The sequence below is a fragment of the Mesorhizobium sp. GW821-FHT07A06 genome (assembly GCF_059419085.1).
Genome location: NZ_JBWKRC010000004.1, coordinates 441,560 through 461,765 on the forward strand (window position 1 = coordinate 441,560; position 20,206 = coordinate 461,765).

At 63.6% G+C, this 20,206-nt stretch carries 13 protein-coding genes; 4 read left to right on the plus strand and 9 right to left on the minus strand.

All coding sequences use genetic code 11. From position 1 onward, the window contains the following. Positions 1 to 490: 490 nt before the first annotated feature. Positions 491 to 5,221, plus strand: coding sequence for a glutamate synthase large subunit (gltB, locus tag AC07SZ_RS16415; protein WP_494915082.1), 4,731 nt, complete (start codon positions 491 to 493; stop codon positions 5,219 to 5,221). Between the two features lie 143 nt (positions 5,222 to 5,364). Then, positions 5,365 to 6,819 carry a glutamate synthase subunit beta gene (locus AC07SZ_RS16420; protein WP_056577516.1) on the plus strand — a complete coding sequence of 485 codons (1,455 nt, stop codon included), beginning with the start codon at positions 5,365 to 5,367 and terminating at the stop codon, positions 6,817 to 6,819. Positions 6,820 to 6,872: 53 nt separating this feature from the next. Here the strand turns inward: AC07SZ_RS16420 and AC07SZ_RS16425 are convergent, their stop codons facing one another. Next, on the minus strand, positions 6,873 to 8,108 hold the full coding sequence (locus AC07SZ_RS16425; RefSeq protein ID WP_494915084.1) for an SGNH/GDSL hydrolase family protein: 1,236 nt from the start codon (positions 8,106 to 8,108) through the stop codon (positions 6,873 to 6,875). Positions 8,109 to 8,233: 125 nt separating this feature from the next. Continuing rightward, positions 8,234 to 9,457: a lytic murein transglycosylase gene (locus AC07SZ_RS16430; RefSeq protein ID WP_494915086.1), complete on the minus strand. Its 1,224-nt coding sequence runs from the start codon at positions 9,455 to 9,457 to the stop codon at positions 8,234 to 8,236. 211 nt (positions 9,458 to 9,668) lie between these two features. On the opposite strand from AC07SZ_RS16430, the gene galU reads away from it, so the two are divergent. Further along, the gene (gene galU, locus AC07SZ_RS16435) at positions 9,669 to 10,574 is read left to right on the plus strand and encodes a UTP--glucose-1-phosphate uridylyltransferase GalU (RefSeq protein ID WP_056577509.1); all 906 of its coding nucleotides are present in this window, start codon (positions 9,669 to 9,671) and stop codon (positions 10,572 to 10,574) included. A gap of 81 nt (positions 10,575 to 10,655) precedes the next feature. Here the strand turns inward: galU and AC07SZ_RS16440 are convergent, their stop codons facing one another. Further along, a complete protein-coding gene (locus AC07SZ_RS16440) occupies positions 10,656 to 12,434 on the minus strand; it encodes an outer membrane beta-barrel protein (RefSeq protein ID WP_494915088.1) in 1,779 nt (592 codons plus the stop codon). A 193-nt stretch (positions 12,435 to 12,627) separates the two neighbouring features. Between AC07SZ_RS16440 and AC07SZ_RS16445 the strand changes: the two genes are divergently transcribed. Then, a complete protein-coding gene (locus tag AC07SZ_RS16445) occupies positions 12,628 to 13,629 on the plus strand; it encodes a KpsF/GutQ family sugar-phosphate isomerase (RefSeq protein ID WP_056577502.1) in 1,002 nt (333 codons plus the stop codon). A 182-nt stretch (positions 13,630 to 13,811) separates the two neighbouring features. Here AC07SZ_RS16445 and AC07SZ_RS16450 read toward each other — a convergent pair whose 3' ends face one another. From AC07SZ_RS16450 to AC07SZ_RS16475, 6 genes are all read right to left on the minus strand, one after another. Next, positions 13,812 to 14,276: an NfeD family protein gene (locus tag AC07SZ_RS16450; protein WP_494915090.1), complete on the minus strand. Its 465-nt coding sequence runs from the start codon at positions 14,274 to 14,276 to the stop codon at positions 13,812 to 13,814. A gap of 20 nt (positions 14,277 to 14,296) precedes the next feature. After that, positions 14,297 to 15,247 carry an SPFH domain-containing protein gene (locus tag AC07SZ_RS16455; protein ID WP_056577496.1) on the minus strand — a complete coding sequence of 317 codons (951 nt, stop codon included), beginning with the start codon at positions 15,245 to 15,247 and terminating at the stop codon, positions 14,297 to 14,299. 120 nt (positions 15,248 to 15,367) lie between these two features. Continuing rightward, positions 15,368 to 16,579, minus strand: a complete 1,212-nt coding sequence (locus AC07SZ_RS16460; protein WP_494915092.1) for an NAD(P)/FAD-dependent oxidoreductase — start codon at positions 16,577 to 16,579, stop codon at positions 15,368 to 15,370. Between the two features lie 53 nt (positions 16,580 to 16,632). Further along, positions 16,633 to 17,697: a ferrochelatase gene (hemH, locus tag AC07SZ_RS16465; RefSeq protein WP_056577489.1), complete on the minus strand. Its 1,065-nt coding sequence runs from the start codon at positions 17,695 to 17,697 to the stop codon at positions 16,633 to 16,635. A 137-nt stretch (positions 17,698 to 17,834) separates the two neighbouring features. Next, on the minus strand, positions 17,835 to 19,940 hold the full coding sequence (locus AC07SZ_RS16470; RefSeq protein WP_494915094.1) for a 5'-nucleotidase C-terminal domain-containing protein: 2,106 nt from the start codon (positions 19,938 to 19,940) through the stop codon (positions 17,835 to 17,837). Next, complete coding sequence (locus AC07SZ_RS16475) at positions 19,937 to 20,179, minus strand: hypothetical protein (protein ID WP_494915095.1); 243 nt, start codon at positions 20,177 to 20,179, stop codon at positions 19,937 to 19,939. Before AC07SZ_RS16475 ends, AC07SZ_RS16470 begins: the two co-directional genes overlap by 4 nt. Positions 20,180 to 20,206: the final 27 nt, after the last annotated feature.

Sequence of the window (20,206 nt, forward strand, 5' to 3'; positions counted from 1 at the left end):
CATCTGCCTGTGTTGGGGAAATCGACGCGGAGTTGACCGGTTTCATGTTCCAACCGCAAGAGCCAGATGCTGGAAAACCGTTAAAGCCAGCCGTGGCGCAGGCGGGAAACGGCGACTGAAGCTTACGTTTTCTCTCAACTTCACGTAATTTTATGTCGCGGAAGCCTCAAGTTTTTTGTGAATCGGTCTTGTGTGCGCCAGGGAATTCTGCCATAAAAATTTAGGACAGTAGTGCTGTCTTATTTTGTCGCACAAAACAGGCTGGATTGGCGTAACATATTGGCCTCTCCGGCTGTTGCCGCGAGCGACAGGTGGACGGCCAGACGCTGGCCTGTACGATACCAGATGCGAACCATGCGGAAAGCCGCCTGGTTCGGCAAGGATTTCGCAAGACGTGCCGCAAGGATCAGGGTGAGCCAAGCGCTTGCCGAGGCAAATTAGCGACCGACGAATGGCCAGCGCCTGAAGGGCTGGAATGGAGGACAGGACAATGACGGATATGACGCTCTCTGCGACGAACGGCCAGGCCGCGCAGACGAAAGCGGCTGCCGTCAAAAATACGCCTCGAACCGACATCGGCCGAACCGGTTTTGCCGCTCGGGGCCTCTACGATCCGCGCAACGAGCATGACGCCTGCGGCGTCGGCTTCATCGTCAACATGAAGGGCGTGAAGTCGCATCAGATCGTCAAGGACGGGCTTGCCGTGCTCGAAAACCTGACGCATCGCGGCGCTGTCGGCGCCGACCCGCTGGTCGGCGATGGCGCTGGTGTGCTGGTGCAGCTTCCCGACCAGTTCTTCCGCGAGGAAATGGCGGCCAACGGCATCGAACTGCCGCCGGCTGGCCAGTATGGCGTCGGGCACTGGTTCATGCCGCAGGACGCGGCGCTGCGCGCCCATATCGAGGACATCATCGCCGAATCGGCGCAGTCCGAGGGGCTGCCGCTGCTCGGATTCCGCGACGTGCCCGTCGACAATTCGTCGCTGTCGAAGGCGCCCGACATCGCGGCATCCGAGCCGTTCCATCGCCAGGTGTTCATCGGCCGCACGGCGGACATTCCCGATGATGAGGAGTACGAGGCCCGGCTCTACCTGCTGCGAAAGGTCATTTCGGGCCGCATCTATGCCGAGAACGACAACAAGGATATCGGCGCCTATTGCGTGTCGCTGTCGGCGCGCACCATCGTCTACAAGGGCATGTTCCTGGCCTATCAGGTCGGCGCCTATTACAAGGATCTCAAGGACCCTCGGTTCGAGACGGCGCTGATCCTGGTGCATCAGCGTTTCTCGACCAACACCTTCCCGTCGTGGAAGCTGGCGCATCCCTACCGCATGGTCGCGCACAATGGCGAGATCAACACGGTGCGCGGCAACAACAACTGGATGGCTGCGCGCCAGGCGTCCGTCGATTCCGAGCTGTTCGGCAACAACATCTCGAAGCTGTGGCCGATCTCCTATGATGGCCAGTCCGACACGGCGTGCTTCGACAATGCGCTCGAGTTCCTGTTCCAGGGCGGCTACAGCCTCAGCCACGCCATGATGATGCTGATCCCGGAAGCCTGGGCCGGCAACAAGCTCATGGATGCCGACCGCAAGGCTTTCTATGAATACCATGCGGCGCTGATGGAGCCGTGGGACGGGCCGGCCGCGGTTGCTTTCACCGATGGCCGCCAGATCGGCGCCACGCTCGACCGCAACGGACTGCGTCCGGCACGCTACATCGTCACCGACGATGACCGCGTCATCATGGCTTCGGAGGCCGGCGTGCTGCCGGTGCCGGAGGAGAAGATCGTCCAGAAGTGGCGGCTGCAGCCCGGCCGCATGCTCTTGATCGACCTTGCCAAGGGCCGCATCGTGCCTGACGAGGAGATCAAGTCGGAGATCGCCACCAAGCACCCCTACAAGACCTGGCTCGCCAACACGCAGCTCATCCTGGAAGATCTGAAGCCGGTCGAGCCACGCGCGCTGCGCAAGGATGTCAGCCTGCTCGATCGCCAGCAGGCATTCGGCTACACCCAGGAAGACACCAAGCTGTTGATGTCGCCGATGGCGACCACCGGCCAGGAAGCCGTCGGCTCGATGGGCACCGACACGCCGATCTCGGCGATGTCGGACAAGTCGAAGCTGCTCTACACCTATTTCAAGCAGAATTTCGCCCAGGTCACCAATCCGCCCATCGATCCGATCCGCGAGGAGCTGGTGATGAGCTTGGTGTCCTTCATCGGGCCGCGGCCGAACATTTTCGATCTTGTGGGTAGTTCGCGCCGCAAGCGGCTCGAAGTTCGCCAGCCCATCCTGACCAATGGCGATCTCGAAAAGATCCGCTCCATCGGCCACACAGAGGACCGTTTCGACACCAAGACGATCGACATCACCTATGGCTCGAACGAGGGCGCCGCAGGCATGCAGGGCGCCATCGACCGGCTCTGCGAACGCGCGGAGGCGGCGGTTGCCGGCGGCTACAACATCATCATCCTGTCCGACCGCCAGGTCGGGCCGGACCGGATCGCGATTCCCGCCCTGCTGGCGACGGCCGCTGTGCATCATCACCTGATCCGCAAGGGGCTGCGCACCTCCGTGGGCCTGGTCGTGGAATCCGGCGAGCCGCGCGAAGTGCATCATTTCTGCTGTCTCGCCGGCTACGGCGCCGAAGCGATCAACCCTTACCTTGCCTTCGACACGCTGCTCGACATGCACAAGCGCGGCGAACTGCCGGAAGAGGTCGACGCCTACGAGGTCGTGTCGCGCTACATCAAGTCGATCGGCAAGGGCATCCTCAAGGTGATGTCCAAGATGGGCATCTCGACCTATCAGTCCTACTGCGGCGCGCAGATTTTCGACGCCATCGGGCTGAAGACCGATTTCGTCGAGAAGTATTTCACCGGCACCGCGACGCTGATCGAAGGCGTCGGGCTGGATGAGGTCGCGGGCGAGACGGTCAGCCGCCATACGGATGGTTTCGGCAGCGATCCGGTGTTGCGCAACAGCCTGGACGTCGGTGGCGAATACCTCTTCCGCATGCGCGGCGAGGCGCATATGTGGTCGCCCGACGCGGTCGCCACCTTGCAGCACGCCGTGCGTCAGGGCTCGTGGGAGACGTTCAAGGACTATTCCGCGCAGATCGACAGCGAGACGGCCCGCGCGCAGACCATCCGTGGCCTGTTCAAGATCAGGCTGGCGGACGACACCGGGCGCAAGAAGGTCGCGCTCGACGACGTCATGCCGGCGACCGACATCGTCAAGCGTTTCTCGACCGGGGCGATGTCGTTCGGTTCGATCTCGCGCGAGGCGCACACCACGCTGGCGCGCGCCATGAACCAGATCGGCGGCAAGTCGAACACCGGCGAGGGCGGCGAAGAGGCCGACCGTTATCTGCCGCTGCCTGGCGGCGGCAAGAACCCGGAACGCTCGGCGATCAAGCAGGTCGCCTCGGGCCGCTTCGGCGTGACGGCCGAATACCTCGTCAATTCCGATGTCATGCAAATCAAGGTCGCGCAGGGCGCCAAGCCCGGCGAGGGCGGCCAGTTGCCCGGCCACAAGGTCGACGCGACCATTGCCAAGGTCCGGCACTCGACGCCCGGCGTCGGCCTGATCTCGCCGCCGCCGCATCACGACATCTATTCGATCGAGGATCTGGCGCAGCTGATCTACGATCTGAAGAACGTCAACCCGGCGGCCGATGTGTCGGTCAAGCTGGTCTCGGAAGTCGGTGTCGGCACGGTCGCGGCGGGTGTCGCCAAGGCGCGCGCCGACCACATCACCATCTCGGGCTATGATGGCGGCACGGGTGCCTCGCCGCTGACCTCGCTCAAGCATGCCGGCTCCCCGTGGGAAATGGGCCTGGCCGAAACGCACCAGACTCTTGTGCTCAACGGCTTGCGCAGCAGGGTCGCGCTGCAGGTCGATGGTGGGTTGCGCACCGGGCGCGACGTCATCATCGGCGCGCTGCTCGGCGCCGACGAGTTCGGCTTCTCGACCGCTCCGCTGATCGCGGCCGGCTGCATCATGATGCGCAAGTGCCATCTCAACACCTGCCCGGTTGGCGTCGCCACCCAGGACCCGGTGCTGCGCAAGCGCTTCAAGGGCACGCCCGAGCATGTCATCAACTTCTTCTTCTACGTGGCGGAAGAGGTGAGGGCGCTGCTGGCCGAAATGGGCTTCACCCATATCGACCAGATCATCGGCGACGCCGACCTTCTAGAGAAGCGCGACGTGATCCGGCACTGGAAGGCGCAGGGCCTCGACTTCTCCAGGATGTTCTACAAGCCCGATGTGCCGCATGAAGCGGCGCACTGGACCGAACGCCAGAAGCATCCGATCGACGACGTGCTCGACCGCAAGCTGATCGAACTGGCCAGGCCCGCGCTGGAGGCCAAGCAGCCGGTCAAGATCGAGGTCGACATCCGCAATGTCGACCGTTCGACGGGCGCCATGCTGTCGGGCGAAGTGGCCAAGCGCTTCAAGCACAAGGGGCTTCGCGAGGACACGATCCAGGTCAAGCTGACCGGCACCGCCGGCCAGTCCTTCGGCGCCTTCCTGGCGCGCGGCATCTCGTTCGAACTCGTCGGCGCCGGCAACGACTATGTCGGCAAGGGCCTGTCGGGCGGACGCCTCGTCATCCGGCCACCGGAAGAGGCCAGGATCGTCGCGGCCGACTCCATCATCGTCGGCAATACGGTGCTCTATGGCGCGACCGAGGGCGAAGCCTATTTCGCCGGCGTCGCCGGCGAGCGTTTCGCGGTGCGCAATTCGGGCGTCGCTGCCGTCGTCGAAGGCGTCGGCGACCATGGCTGCGAATACATGACCGGCGGTGTCGTGGTCGTCATCGGCAAGACCGGCCGCAACTTCGCCGCCGGCATGTCGGGCGGTGTCGCCTATGTGCTGGACGAGGCGGGTGATTTCGCCGAGCGCTGCAACATGGCGATGGTCGAGCTGGAGCCGGTTCCGGAAGAAGACGATTTGATGGAAAAGCTGCTGCACCATGGCGGCGACCTCGACCACAAGGGCCGTGTCGACGTCTCGGGCGACATGACCAGCCATGACGAGGAGCGGCTCTACCAGCTGATCTCGAACCACGTGCACTACACGGGTTCGGTGCGCGGCCGCGAGATCCTTGATGACTGGACGACGTTCCGGCCGAAATTCCGCAAGATCATGCCGGTCGAATATCGCCGCGCGCTGATCGAGATGGAGCGCATGCGCATGGGCGTCGCGGCCGAATAAACCTATGAGAACTGCCGGGGAGCCCAGGCTTCCCGGCCCACCTTCATCGACAGTTTGACCTCCGGGACAAGGTTGCCATGGCTGCCTCAAGAGGTTAACCGGTGCGGCGAGAACCGCACCATCTGGACAGCAGGAACTGGACTATGGGCAAGGTAACAGGCTTTCTCGAAATCGACCGGCAGGTGCACAAGTACCAGCCGGCCTCCGACCGCATCCGGCATTTCCGCGAGTTCACGCTGCCGATGTCGGACAAGGAAGTCGAGAAACAGGCCGCGCGCTGCATGGATTGCGGCATTCCGTTCTGCCACGGGCCGACAGGCTGCCCTATCCACAACCAGATCCCGGACTGGAACGACCTCGTCTACAACAGGGACTGGGACAACGCGATCCGCAACCTGCACTCGACCAACAATTTCCCGGAGTTCACCGGCCGCATCTGTCCCGCGCCCTGCGAGGAAGCCTGCACGCTGAACCTCGAGGACATTCCGGTCGCCATCAAGACGGTGGAACAGGCGATCGCCGACAAGGCCTATGAGACCGGTCATATCAGGCCCTATCCGCCGGAGAAGAAGACCGGCAAGCGGGTCGCCATCATCGGCTCCGGCCCGGCCGGCATGGCGGCTGCCCAGCAGCTCGGCCGTGCAGGGCACGACGTCCATGTCTATGAGCGCGAGAGTCGCCCGGGCGGGCTGATGCGCTACGGCATTCCCGACTTCAAGATCGAGAAGCACTATATCGACCGGCGCATCGAGCAGATGCAGGGCGAGGGCGTGACCTTCCATTGCGGCGTCAATGTCGGCGTCGACAAGCCCGTCGCCGAACTGCTGGCCGAACATGATGCGGTGCTCTATTGCGGCGGCTCGGAAACGCCGCGCGCGGCCAATATTCCGGGAGACGATCTCGGCGGCGTGCATGACGCCATGCCCTATCTGGTGCAGCAGAACCGCCGCGTCGGCGGCGAGCCGATCCAGTCGGTGGCGTGGCCGTCGCATCCGATCATCGCCGGCGGACAGCATGTCGTCGTCGTCGGTGGCGGCGATACCGCGTCCGACTGCGTCGGCACCGCCTTTCGCCAGGGCGCGGTGCGGGTCACCCAGCTCGACATCCGCCCGCAGCCGCCGGAGAAGGAAGACAAGCTCGCGGTCTGGCCCTACTGGGCGACCAAGATGCGCACCTCGTCCTCGCAGGCCGAGGGTGCGGAGCGCGAGTTCCAGGTGGCGACACTCGAATTCATCGGCGAGGAAGGCCAGTTGACCGGCGTCAAATGCTGCGAGGTCGACGAGAAGCGCAAGCCGATCGCCGGCACCGAATTCGTCATCCGCGCCGATCTCGCCTTCATCGCCATCGGTTTCGCCGGCCCGGCGATGGCCGGCGTGGCGAAGGAACTGGAAGGTGAGATGAAAATCACCACCGACAGCCGCCGCTCCCGGAATGTCGAGGCCAATGACCGTGACTACCGGACCAGCGTCGACCGGCTCTATGCGGCGGGCGACGTCCGCCGTGGCCAGTCGCTGGTCGTCTGGGCGATCCGCGAAGGCCGCCAGGCGGCGCGCTCGATCGACGAGGCTCTGATGGGGTCGACCGTATTGCCGCGCTGACCGTTTGGACACGTAGAAGTGAGTGTCGAAACGGTCTCGGAAGTTCCGCGTGATTAAGGGGTAATCGCCGTCGTCGTGTCGGTCGCTGCGGCCGCCGCCGGCGGCTCGGCCTTGGGCGGCCAGGAAAAATCGTCGGCGCGTCCAGGCGACGCCTCGGAAGCCTTGCCCTCGACCACCAGTCGTTCCCCGGGAAGAGCCGGATTGGCTTTTGCCGGCGGCGCGGCGCCGAGCAATTCGGTGCCGCCGTCGAGCGCGGGGTCGCTGAGCAGCATGGGTGCGGTGCGGTCGATCACGATGGGCGCCGAGGCAGGCGCCGGGGCCTCGACGGGCGCACCCGCTGGTGCCGTCGCCGGGGCCATGCTGCCGGGCGCGGCCAGGCCGAGGATCTTCATCAGCGGCTTTTCGGTGTAGAAGGCGAGCTTGCGCTTGCCGGCCTTGGAGACGTTGATGCCGTCATCGGCGCGCAGCCGCACGGGCTGCCCGTTCATGTCGGGGCCGGTGGTGATGAAGGCGCCGTTCTCGTCGACGAACCCATCCCAGACATCGACGAATTCGCCGCCGTGGCTTTCGGCGGCCTGGTGATAGATGTCGTTGAAGGCCAACATGTCGGAGGTCATCTTCGGTACCCGGAAGGCCGGCATGCCGACCCACAGGAAGGGTACCTTGGCGGTGGCGATAGCCTTGCCGAGTGCGTCGGTCCGGCGCTCATATTCCTTGGTCCAGTTCTCGGACCGGGGTTGCTCGCGCACGTCCCCCACCTTCATCTGCTGGCGATCGTTGGAGCCCAGCATGACGACCACCGCGGCCGGCTTCTCGGTCTCGATCAGCGATTTGATCTGTTCGGGCCAGTTGTAGAAGTCATCGCGAACGAAGCCAGACGAGCCATTGCTGCGCACGACGATCCTGACCCCGGGATTGTCGGCGAAGGCGGTGTCCAGGCCTTCGGCAAGGCCGGACGCCATGAAGTCGCCGACCACGAGCACGGTGCGGGCGTCCGGCGTCTTTTCGACCACGGGAGTTTCAGGTTGGGCCGGAGGGCGCGGGGCCCGCGGTTTCTTGGGCTTGGGTTTTGGTTTTGCCGTTTCGATATCGAGCGGTGGCTCGACGCGCTCGCTGCGGCGCGGGAAAAGCAGATCGCGCAACGACCACCCACGGTTCTGCTGCGGCTGTTCCTGCGCCATGGCAGGCGCATGGAAGGCAGCGGCGGCGCCGACCGCCAGCAGGACGATCGCCAGAAAAAGGATCGGCGTGCGACGAACAAGGATCGCGATACGCGCGGCCGAAACCAATCACTCCTCCATCCCCTTGCGCCCTGAGACCGCAAACCGGAGCCGGTTTTGCGGCCGGGCGCAAGTTCAAATTGCCATGGCGCCGGATGCATGCGCCAAAAATGCGCGCGGCGCCGTGGCTGGCTCTATTTTTGCCTGAGCCATTTGAGCACTTCCATGCTCGGATAGCCGTCCTGGGTCAAGCCGACCTTTGCCTGATAGGCCATGATGGCGGTTTTCGAGCCGTCACCGATCTTGCCGTCGAACTTGCCGTCGTAAAGCCCGTGCTGCGAAAGCCGCTTCTGCAACTCCTGCCTTTCCTCGAAGGAGAGCTTGGTGAAGGGCCGCTTCCAGTCCTGGACAAGGCCGTTGCCACCGGCGATCTCGTCGGCCAGAAGGCCAACGGCAAGGGCATATTTGTCGGCGTTGTTGTAGGCCTTGATGACCGAGAAGTTCCTGATCATCAGGAAAGCCGGGCCGCCACGGCCGTCCGGCACCTTCAGCGTCGCCTTGTCGGTGAGGTTCTTGAACGGCTTGCCGCTGGCCCTGACGACGCCGAGCGCCTGCCATTGCGCCAGCGTCTTCGAGCCGCCCGGCAGTTTGCCGGCCGGTATCGAGACTTCGTAGCCCCAAGTCTTGCCTGCCTGCCAGCCATTCTTCTTCAACAGATTGGCTGACGTCGCCAGCGCATCGGGGATGGAATTCCAGATGTCGCGCTTGCCATTGCCGTCCATGTCGACGGCATAATGCTGGTAGCTGGTGGGGATGAACTGGGTCTGGCCCATGGCGCCGGCCCAGGAGCCCATCAGGTGGCTTTCGTCGATGTCGCCGGTCTGCAGGATCTTCAGGGCCGCGACCAGCTGGGTGCGGGCATATTTGGACCGCTTCGGGTCGCCATACCCCAAAGTCGCCAGCGAACGAATGACATTGCGCATGATGTCGTCGCGTTTGAGGATCTCACCATAGTTCGATTCCATCGACCAGATGGCGAGCAGGATGTAACGGTCGACGCCGAACCTCGCCTCGATTTTGTCCAGCCAAGGTTTCCACTTTTTCGCCATCTGCTGTCCGACGGCGACGGACTGGTCGTGGACGCGGTTGTCGAAATAATCCCAGGCGGGCGCGGTGAATTCAGGCTGGGTGCGCGCTTTCTCCAGCACCACGGGATCGGGCTCCTTGATGTCCCGGAAAGCCTGGTCGTAGACCGCGCCGGAAACGCCGCCCGCGACAGCGGTGGCGCGGAAGCCGGCGACCCATTGCCGGAAACCGGCGTCGGCGAAAGCCGGACCGGTGGGCATCAGCAGGGCGAGCGAGAGGCTGGCCGCCGTCATGACGCTGGTCAAACGTTTTGCGGCATTGCGAACGGACATGTTTTCCTCCTTCTCTGTCTCAGGAAAGACCATTCATCGCCGAACCGGGTTAGGAATTAGTTTACCATAGGCGTCGCCTGGAACGAAAAGACACCTTGATGCTTTAACCGGTGGAAGTTTTCCTCACTCGCTCCAGTAATCTTCAATTCCGGCGCGAAAATGTCGCCAGACGGGGATTGCGGAGCCGGCCAGCAAGCGGATAATTGAAAGCATGAAGAGAGTTCGCAAGGCAGTTTTCCCGGTCGCCGGTCTCGGCACGCGGTTCCTCCCGGCCACCAAGGCTGTTCCCAAGGAGATGCTGACCGTCGTTGACCGGCCGGTCATACAGTATGTGGTGGACGAGGCGCGAGAAGCGGGCATCGAGCATTTCATCTTCGTGACCGGCCGCAACAAGGCGGTCATCGAGGACCATTTCGATATCCAGTTCGAGCTCTATGACACGCTGGCCCAGCGCGGCAAGGACGAGCAGCTGGCCCGCCTGCAGCGGCTGCAACCGGCGCCGGGGCAGACCAGCTTCACCCGCCAGCAGGTGCCGATGGGGCTCGGCCACGCCGTCTGGTGCGCGCGCGAACTGGTCGGCGACGAGCCGTTCGCGCTTTTGTTGCCCGACATGATCATGCAGTCGGAAAAGAGCTGCATGAAGTCGATGGTCGAGCTCTACGAGGAAACCGGCAACAACATCATCGCCGTGCAGGAATGCGACCCGGCGGAGACCCACAAATACGGCATCGTCGGCCGTGGCGAGGATACGCATCACGGCTTCCGCATCACCGAGATGGTGGAGAAGCCGAAGACCGGCACAGCACCCTCCAACCTCTACATCAACGGCCGCTACATCCTGCAGCCCGAGATCTTCAAGATCCTGGAAGGCCAGGAAAAGGGGGCCGGCAACGAGATCCAGCTCACCGACGCGATGCTGAAGCTGGAGAAGCAGCAGGCCTTCTACGGCTACCACTATCGGGGCCGCACCTTCGACTGCGGCTCGCCGGAAGGCTTTGTCGAGGCCAATGTCGCCTTCGCGCTGTGGCGCAGCGACATGAACGAGAACATGGCCGGCGTCATCCGCACGCTGCTCGACGAGATGAAGCCGTCGGAGCGCCGCGGGGCCGCATTCTAGACCTCTGGTTTTCGTCATCCACGGGCGGAGCAGGAGCGAAGCTCCGTCGCGGAGACCCGGGATGAGGAAGATCAGGCGTCCTCAGCGCTGCACTTTGAGGCCGAGATAGACGCTGTTGGCGGTGTAGTCGCGGCCTGGCAGGTTGCTGGTCAGCTTCTCGGTTCTAACCCGGCTGGTGAGACCGGCATAGCGGTTCAGCCACCAGGTCAGCCCGGCCTCGGCGCTCAAGATCCTGTCATGGCCATCGATGCCGACATAGTCTCGCCAGTCGAGGCCCAGAGCCGCATTTGCGGTGAGGTTGGCACGGATCAGCCGTTCCCCCGTCAGACGGCCGGAATAGAGGATATCGCCGCTTTCGCCCGCGGTGGTCGTGGTTTCGACGGTGGTCTTGCCGGTCAGGCCGATCGTGGTTCCGCGCTGCGGCGACCATTTGAGGTCGGCATTGACGGTGGCGCCCGAAATCGCTTCCAGGCTCTTATCATCGATCGCTTCCCTCAGCCAGCCGGCCGAGAATTCACCCGACAGCTTCTCACCCATGTCGAGTTGCAGGCCGGCGCGCGCGCCAAGCCGCGTCGAGGAGCGCTCGAAGCCTTCATTGTCGATGCGCTGATCGTAGACCCGGCGGCCGACCTCGATTTCGGTGAACGGAGTGAGGGCCGGAGAGATTTCGTAACCGGTGCGCAAGGTCGCCGTATAGAGCGTATTGTCCTGATCCTTCTGCGACAGCGAGGTGCCGTCCGAAAGCTCGGCGTCGCCATAGAAGTCGTGCGAGACCGCGCCGGTCAATTTGTACTGCATCTTGCCGGCGGCCTTTTCGACGCCGAGACTGCCGTCGATCGTCTGCCGGAGCGGCTGGGTACTGACGCCGGCGATGGCGTTGGGTGATGACGCCGTTTCCGGCACGGCTTCATAGCCGAGCTTGGCGATGGCGCGCAGTTCATTGTCGAGATCGACATTGAGTTGGCCTTCAATGCGGCCCTGCGCGTCGTGGACCGGGTAGCCCGACACGGTCTCGCGGAACAGGCCATAGCCGTCGATGGTGGCGGAGTTCTCGCGCCAGTCGGAAATGGCGGAAAAGCGCAACGCCGTCTCCGACAGCAGCGCCGATGTGCCGGCACTGCTCGAATCGCCGTTCGTGGTGGCGGTCAGGCCCTGTTCGATCGACGGCCGGATGACGAAGGATCCCCATTTGACGCCGGTGGCGGCGAACGGATCGTCCTCGGCCTTCTTGTTCTGGCCTTCGATGGCGGCGGTGCGCTCGGCGCCAGGATCGAGTTTCTGCCTGTCGGCGCTGTCCACGGTCAGGGTACGGCGGTTGGCCGCTTCCCGATCGGTCGCGGCGTTGTCGGCATCGTCCGTCGCGGCGGCGGTGGTGTCCCTGGTCGCGGCCGTGGTGTTCTTTTTCTTTTTGGATTTGCCGGTCGTTCTGGCGTCCGTCTTGGCCTTGTCCTGATCCGCGCCAGTCTGCCCGGCGGTCGATGGACGACGCCGAGGCTTGGGTGGCGTCGGAGTGTCGGTCGAGGCGTCGTCGGTCGCCTGCGGATCGAAAATGCTGCCGGTGGCCGTGTTCGTGTCGGCATCGTCGGGGACGGCGCCGGCGCTGGCCGGCAAATAGGTGCGTGGCGGCGCATCGTCCTGCGCGGCCGGCGCCTGCTGGCCCTGGGCGGCAAGGGCGAGTTGCCTTGCCTTGCGTTGCTGGTCGGTCAGGATCGCCGATTCCGAAACCTCGCCGCGCAGCTCCGTTTCCTGAGCATGAAGCAGGCCCGGACGCATCAGCGCAAAGATGCTGGTCGCCAGCAACAAGGCGCATACCGCCTTGCCCTGTCGTCCTCTTGATTTTTCTAGCTGGGCCCCGGACATCGCCACCACTGCTTGCGCGGCGCTATGCGCGCCATACTTACCGAACCGTAAATGGGGATGGTTAACGGAGGGTTGAGGCGGCGGGCCGTTCGGCCGGTCAAGCCGGGATCGCGCGGCGCGGGAAGTCCCCGCCCGAGGCATTGGTGCCATTTCCGTTGGACAGGCGGACGGCAAAGCGCTAATCGCATCATCCATGCGTGCGAGACCTCTCGATAAGAAGCCCCTGGACAGGCAAGCGTCGATTGATTCGGCCCTGAGAACGGTGGCGACCGAGCAGGCGGGGATCGCCGCCCTTGCCGAAGCGCTCGAGAATGGACTGGCCGCGCCTTTCGCGCAGGCTGTCGACATGATCTCGAAGATCGAAGGCCGGCTGATCGTGACCGGCGTCGGCAAAAGCGGCCATATCGGCTCGAAGATCGCGGCCACGCTGGCCTCGACCGGCACACCGGCCTTCTTCGTCCATCCCGTCGAGGCCAACCATGGCGATCTCGGCATGATCGCCAGGGACGACGCCATCATCGCCATCTCATGGTCGGGCGAGAGCAAGGAGATGATGGGCATCGTCGCCTATTCCAGGCGCTTCTCCATCCCCCTCATCGCCGTCACATCCGGAGAGACATCGGCGCTGGCGCGCGCGGCCGACGTCGTGCTGCTTTTGCCGCGCACGCCGGAAGCCTGCCCGCACGGCCTGGCGCCGACGACGTCGACGCTGCTGCAACTGGTCGTCGGCGACGCTCTGGCGATCGCGCTGCTCGAGGCGCGCGGCTTCACGCCGGACCATTTCCGCACCTTCCACCCCGGCGGCCAGCTCGGCGCCAACCTGACCATGGTCTCCGAGATCATGCGGGTCGGCGACCAGATGCCGCTGGCCGTGCTCGGCACCAAGATGCCGGAAGCGGTGATGACGCTGTCGCAGAAGAAGGTCGGCTGCGTCCTGATCGTCGACACCAATGGCGAATTGGCCGGGATCATCACCGACGGCGACGTGGCGCGCAACCTGCACCGCAACCTCGCCGACGTCATCGTCGACGAGGTGATGACCCGCACCCCCAAGACGGTTGATCCGCAGACGCTTGCGGGCACCGCGATCGCGCTGCTCAACGAGCACAATATCGGCGCGCTGGTGGTGACCAAAAACAACATGCCGCTCGGCGTGGTGCATTTCCACGACCTGCTGCGCATCGGCGCTGCCTAGGCATGTCGAGGTGAGGCCGGTCTGCAAACGGCGGCCTCCTGCTTCCTCGTTCTACTGCGTCATAGTAGACCTGTGCTCACATACAAAAAGTACGCTCCGCTCCGGTTCTCGAAGCCACCGTTTTCGACTCGGCCTGACCTGAATCTCAACACACCTAGCGAGGTGGGTCTGCTGTGAAAAAATCAGACCCGCTCCACCGTGAGTTCCAGGTCGGTATCGGCTGCCCCAGTGACACGCACCTGCGTGCCGGCCGGGAGGTCGGGGCCGGAGACACGCCATAGCGTGTCGCCGAGCTTGATGCGGCCACGGCCGTCCCGGATCGGTTCGGCAAGCGTTGCCATCCTGCCGACCAGTTGGGCGCCGCGCCGGTTGAGCAGCGGCTGGTCCGTGGGGTCGTGGCGCCGGCTGACCCATCGCTTGCCGACATAGGCCGAGAGCAGCGACAGCGCCAGGAAAGTGAGGACCTGAACCTGCCAGGTCCAGATCGCCGCATCCCAGATCAGCAGCGATATTGCGGCGATGATCAGGGCAGCAATGCCGATCCAGAGCATGAAGATGCCCGGCGCGATGATTTCCATGACCAGCAGGACGAAGCCCAGAACCATCCAGGTCCAGGGTCCGAGTTCGGAGATGACGCGATCGAACATAAGAGGGACCTCCTATGGACTCAGTTTTCGTTCGGCCGCACGACGGGCGGGCGGGCCGCCTGGCGTTGGGCGCCGGTCGTGCCCTCGCTGCGGAAGACTTCCTTGGCGATCTCGCCAATGCCGCCAAGCGTGCCGATCAGCGACGAGGCTTCCAGTGGCATCAGCACGACCTTGCTGTTGGTGGCCGAACCGATCCTGGTCAGCGCCTCGGTGTATTTCTGGGCGACGAAATAGTTCAGCGCCTGCACATCGCCCTTGGAAATGGCTTCAGACACCACCTGGGTGGCGCGGGCTTCGGCCTCGGCCGAACGTTCTCGCGCCTCGGCGTCGCGGAAGGCGGCTTCCTTGCGGCCTTCGGCTTCGAGGATCTGCGACTGCTTGAGGCCCTCGGCGGCCAGGATCTGCGCGCGCTTGTTACGCTCGGCGGTCATCTGGCGGCCCATCGATTCGATGAGGTTTGCCGGCGGGTTGATGTCCTTGATCTCGACGCGTGTGATCTTGATGCCCCATGGATGCGCCGCCTCGTCGACGACACGCAGCAGGCGCTCGTTGATGGCGTCGCGGTTCGACAAGAGCTCATCGAGGTCCATCGAGCCCATGACGGTGCGGATATTGGTCATCGTCAGGTTGAGGATGGCGTTCTGCAGGCCGGCAACCTGATAGGCGGCCTGAGCCGCATTGAGGATCTGGTAGAAGGCAATGCCGTCGACACCGACGATGGCGTTGTCGCGGGTGATGATCTCCTGGCTCGGAACGTCGAGAACCTGCTCCATCATGTTCATCTTGGCGCCAATGCGGTCGACGAACGGCGTGATGATGTTGAGGCCGGGGCTCAGTGTCTTGGTATAACGCCCAAAGCGTTCGACGGTATAGTTATAGCCTTGCGGAATTGTCTTGATGCCTTTGAACAGCACCAGCACGACGAGCGCGACAAGAACAATGACCGCAATATCGAAACCACTGAAATCCATTTGGCTCTCCCTCAGAAGCGGGCCGCGAGAGCCATTCCCGCGCAGCCGACTTCACCAAAGACTTAAGTGTGTTTCAGGTGCGTTACAATCAGGTGATGAGGGATTGTTTGCGGAGCGCAATCAACGGTTGAAGGCGAACAGCTCTGCATCCGCGTCGGTCATTCCTTTGATCGAAGCGGAAACAATTTCGGAAGCGATGCGCGAGAAAGTGATGCCATTGCCGCCATAACCCATGACCGCATGGATGCGCGGATGCCTGGGGATGGCGCCGATATAGGGCAGGCCGGTGGTGGTTGTGCCGAAGGACCCGGTCCAGGCGAATTCGGGCCTGACGTCGAGTTGCGGAAATACAAGGCCAAGCTTTTCGGCGATGCGTGCGGCCTTGTCGGCGATCAGTTCATCGCGCCGCGTCTCGTCGACAAAATCCTCGTCCTCGCCGCCGCAGATGACGCGACCGTCGGCGGTCGCCCTGACGTAGAGATAGGGGTCCGACGCTTCCCAGATGAACGCCGCGCCCGGCCAGAGCTTTCGCGGTTGCGGGCGGGTTGCGATCGCCCAGGTCGAGATGATCTGGTGTGCGGCCGCCGGCACGATGTCGACCAGTTCATAGCCGGTGGCCAGAACAACGTGCCGTGCGGTGATGGTCGGGCCGTCCTTTGTGGCCACGACCACCTCGTCGGTACTGTCCTTGATCGCCGTCGCTTCGACGGGAGCGTAAAGCCGTGCCTTTCGCGCCAGCGCCGTGAGCAGCAGCCCGGCCGTCAGCTTGCGCGGGTCGAGCGCGATATTGTCATGGCTGAGGATGGCGCCATCGCGGTCGATGCCGAATGTCTCCGCCAGAGGCCGCGGTGTGAGATAGGACGCGGCAATGCCCGCCTGCCGCCGCGCTTCGGCTTCATCGCGAAGTTCCGAGGGGCCGAGCATCGTGCCGGCCAGATAGAGCGACTGGCTGCGGCGCGGGCGGCAGTCGATTGCGAGATCCTCGATACGGCCAGCCAGGTTGGAAACCGCGAGCCGCGAGCGCCGCCAGGCCTGCTCGGCGCGGGCTCTGCCGATCATCTTCGAGAGCATTGAAAGCGGCTGGTCGATTTCGAACTGGACGAGCGCGGTGGTCGCGGCGGTCGAACCCTTGAGCGGTCCACGCCGGTCGATGCAGATCACGGAGCGACCATCCGCCGTCAGCGCCTCGGCCATCATGGCGCCGCTGATGCCCATGCCGATGATCAGGACGTCGGTCTTGACGTCCCGGGTCAGCGCCGACGTCGGCACCGCAGGCGCGCGATAGGCGGACCAGACGGGCCGGCCAGTTCTGAGGTCGAGTTTGCGGGGCATCGAATTCTCCGGAAGGTGCGGCTCAACGCTCCGGAGTGGCCGTTGTTCCGGTGTCAGACCCAGCCGGACAGTTCGCGCCGCACCATCGCCTCGATCACCGCCATGCCCTCGGCGCTGTCGTTGAGGCAAGGGATATGGGCAAAATTCTTGCCGCCGGCGTGATGAAACGTCTCGGCCGCCTCGCGGCCGATCTCGTCCAGCGTCTCGATGCAGTCGACGGAAAAGCCGGGATTGACGACGGCGATCGATTTCACCCCGTCCTTGCCGAGTTTCTCCACGGTCTTGTCGGTGTAGGGCTGTAGCCATTCCTGGGCGCCGAAACGTGACTGGAAGGTGGTGATCAGTTTCTTGTCATCCCAACCCAGCCGTTCACGCAACAGACGCGTCGTCTTCTGGCAGTGGCAGTAATAGGGATCACCCTTCTCGAAATAGGGTTTCGGAATGCCGTGATAGGAGGTGATGACCACTTCCGGCTCGAAATCCAGCGTTGCGAGGTTCTGCTCGATCGAACGCGCCAGCGCCTCGATGTAGACAGGCTCGTCATAGTAAGGCGGCACACTGCGGATGGCCGGTGCGCGGCGCATCTTCATCAGGGCGCGAAACAGCTGGTCGTTGGCGGTCGCGGTGGTGGTCGCCGAATACTGGGGATAGAGCGGGAACGCGAGAATGCGGTCGCAGCCTTGCGCGACCAGCCTCTCGGCGATGCTTGCCGTGGAAGGATTGCCGTAGCGCATTGCCCAGTCGACGACGACATTGGGCAGGTCGCACAACGCCTCGGCCAGCTTTTCGCCCTGGGCGCGCGTGTAGGTGCGCAGCGGTGACTCGTTCTTCTCCTGGTTCCAGATCCGGGCGTAGTTGGCACCGGACTTCTTCGGCCGCGTGGTGAGCACGAGCCCATAGAGGATCGGATACCAGATCGCCCTGTTGAGCTCGATGACGCGTGGATCGGACAGGAATTCCCGGAGATAGCGCCACATCGGCTTGAAGTCGGTGCCGTCAGGCGTGCCGAGATTGACCAGCATGACGCCGATCTTGCCAGTCTTGACCGGTGGATGCCCGGCCGGCTGCGGGCCGAGGGCCTTCGCGGCTTTGGGATCGACAGGCGTGGATAGCGTCATAAGGGTTCTCCGGACACGGCGTGAAACTAGCGATGGCGCGCCGGTTTTCAATGCAGCGTCTGGCCGCACCTTAGCAGAGAATGAAAAACCCGCCCGGTGTCCCGGAAGGGTTTGCGGTGAAGAACCCTGAAGCGATGTTACTTCGGCGGGATGGTCAGCGTCGCGCCGGGGGTCAGCCGGTGCGGCCTTTGACCCTTGTTGGCGTCATAGATGAGTTTCCACCTGGTGGCGTCGCCATAGGCCTTCTTTGCCAGATCCCAGTAGGTGTCGCCGGTGACGATGACATGGCTGCCTGTTGCCGGTGCGGCTTCAGCCGGTTTCGCCGGTTCGGCAGGCTTCGCGGGTTCTGCAGCGGCAGGTACCGCAGGAGCAGCTTCGGCCGGTTTTGCCGGTTCGGCTGGTGCAGGGGCTGGAGCAGCGGGTGCCGGCGGGGGAGGCGCTGCCTCTGTCGAGATTGCCGGTGGCGTGTTGGCGATGTCGCCCGAGTTGGCAGGAAGTTCAGGCATGGCGGGTGCGGCATCGGCGGGCTTTGCCGGTTCTGCCGGTTTCGCGGCCTCGGCCGGTGCTGTCTCCGCCGGCTTTGCGGGTTCGGCTGGCTTGACCGGGTCGGCGGCGGGCGCCGCCGCGACAGTCGCGGCGATTTCGGTGATGCGGCCGTCGAGCTTGGGCGTGTAAGGCCGGTGGGCACCGAGGTAGTCGGCAACGACCTGTTCGAGGCCGGGGCCGTAGTCGTAGGCGTTCTTGGCCTTGTCGGCGAAGACCTTGTAGCCGTCGCCGCCCTGGCGCACGTAATTGTTGGTGGCGACGAGGTAGTCCTTGTCGGGATTGATCGGCGCCCAGGCGCCGTTCTCCATGACCTCGACGGACTTGACGCGGCCCGCATTGGGCGCGACCGACCTGTCGAAGGAATATTTGAGACCCGCCACCTGCGGGAAGCGGCCGGCGCCGTCCTCGATCTGGCTAAGACCGCTTTCGAGGCCGGCGACCAGGTCCTTGCCGGAAATCTGGAAGGTGGCCAGTGTGTTCTGGAAAGGCAGCACGGTCAGCACCTCACCCATGGTGACGGTGCCCTTGTCGATCGAGGCGCGCAGGCCGCCGCCATTGGAGATGACGATCTCGACGCCCTGTCCCTTGACGCGGTCGAGTATGGCGTCGGAGACGAGGTTGCCCATCGCGCATTCCTTGGCGCGGCAATTCTCGCGGCTGCCGTCGATGACGTCGGTGGTCTCGGCCACTTCCTTGTTCTTCAGGGCCTCGATCGGCGCGCCAAGTTCCTTGATGCGGGCGAGCACGGCCGGATCGGGCGTGATCGACTTGTCGAGATAGATGGGGTCGCCGCTCGCCGACTTGACGACGCCATTGTCGTCGAACACCACCTTGAACTCGCCGAGATATTTCGAATAGGACGCCGCCTGCACCACCGGCACCTTGTAGCCGTCCGGGTTGTCGACCATCGTCGGGTAGGGGCCTAGCGCTTTCGGATCGGTGTTGGACAAAAGCGTATGGCTGTGGCCGCCGACAACCACGTCGATGCCCGGGATCTTGGCGATGACATCGCGCTCCCTGTTGTAACCGATATGGGTCACCGCGATGATCTTGTTGACGCCTTGCGCCTTCAGCTTCTCGACTTCCGCCGTGATCGACTTCACGTCGTCCGCGATGGCGATGTTCGGGCCGGGGGAAGCGAGCTCGGGCGTGTCGTTGGTGACGGCACCGACAATGCCGATCTTCTGTCCGCCGACCTCGACGACGATCGACGGCTTGATCTTGCCCGCCGCGCCGGACTTGTCGTTGGGCACGACATTGGCACTGACGATCGGGAACTTCGCCTTGTCCAGGTAAGGCACCAGCGCGCTCTCGCCGTCGTCGAATTCGTGGTTGCCGAGCGTCACCGCGTCGGGTTTCAACTGATTGAGGAATTCCTCTTCCACGGCGCCCTTGTAGGTGGTGTAGAACAGCGATCCCTGGAAACTGTCGCCCGCATTGAGCAGCAGCACGTTCTGCCCTTCGAGCTTCTTGCGTTCCTGGGCGATCGCCGTGATCAACCGGCCGGCGCCGCCGATACACTCGCCCTTGGTCTCCTCGTCGGCCGAACAGGTCGACTCGTATTTGTTGTTGCCTTCGATGCGGCTGTGCCAGTCATTGAAATGCAGAATGTTCAATGTGTAGTCGGCAAAAGATGCGCCGGACGACAGGCCAAGCGCCGATGCGGACAGGGCCAGAATGGCGGCAATCTTCTTCATTCTCGTCTCCCGGTAGGCTGATCAGAGGCGTTTAACGCGCTTGCTTGACTGGGAAATAACAGCCAGCGTTTTGACCATGTTCCCATCGCGTTCCGGCTGACGCAAGCAGAAATGCCGTCGGTATTTTCTGGCGAAAAACCGGGGGTATTTTCTGACGAAAAACCGGGGGTATTTTCTGACGAAAAACCCGGGGTATTTTCTGGCGAAAAACCTGGCGCGCAAAAAAGAACGGCGGCCAATGGCCGCCGTCCCCGATGAGTCCCGAT

Bases quoted from the DNA above. Each gene is read 5' to 3' on its own strand.
- gltB (WP_494915082.1), top strand. From the start codon at position 491: ATGACGGATATGACGCTCTCTGCGACGAACGGCCAGGCCGCGCAGACG.
- AC07SZ_RS16420 (WP_056577516.1), top strand. From the start codon at position 5,365: ATGGGCAAGGTAACAGGCTTTCTCGAAATCGACCGGCAGGTGCACAAG.
- AC07SZ_RS16430 (WP_494915086.1), bottom strand. From the start codon at position 9,457: ATGTCCGTTCGCAATGCCGCAAAACGTTTGACCAGCGTCATGACGGCG.
- galU (WP_056577509.1), top strand. From the start codon at position 9,669: ATGAAGAGAGTTCGCAAGGCAGTTTTCCCGGTCGCCGGTCTCGGCACG.
- AC07SZ_RS16440 (WP_494915088.1), bottom strand. From the start codon at position 12,434: ATGTCCGGGGCCCAGCTAGAAAAATCAAGAGGACGACAGGGCAAGGCG.
- AC07SZ_RS16445 (WP_056577502.1), top strand. From the start codon at position 12,628: ATGCGTGCGAGACCTCTCGATAAGAAGCCCCTGGACAGGCAAGCGTCG.
- AC07SZ_RS16450 (WP_494915090.1), bottom strand. From the start codon at position 14,276: ATGTTCGATCGCGTCATCTCCGAACTCGGACCCTGGACCTGGATGGTT.
- AC07SZ_RS16455 (WP_056577496.1), bottom strand. From the start codon at position 15,247: ATGGATTTCAGTGGTTTCGATATTGCGGTCATTGTTCTTGTCGCGCTC.
- AC07SZ_RS16460 (WP_494915092.1), bottom strand. From the start codon at position 16,579: ATGCCCCGCAAACTCGACCTCAGAACTGGCCGGCCCGTCTGGTCCGCC.
- hemH (WP_056577489.1), bottom strand. From the start codon at position 17,697: ATGACGCTATCCACGCCTGTCGATCCCAAAGCCGCGAAGGCCCTCGGC.
- AC07SZ_RS16470 (WP_494915094.1), bottom strand. From the start codon at position 19,940: ATGAAGAAGATTGCCGCCATTCTGGCCCTGTCCGCATCGGCGCTTGGC.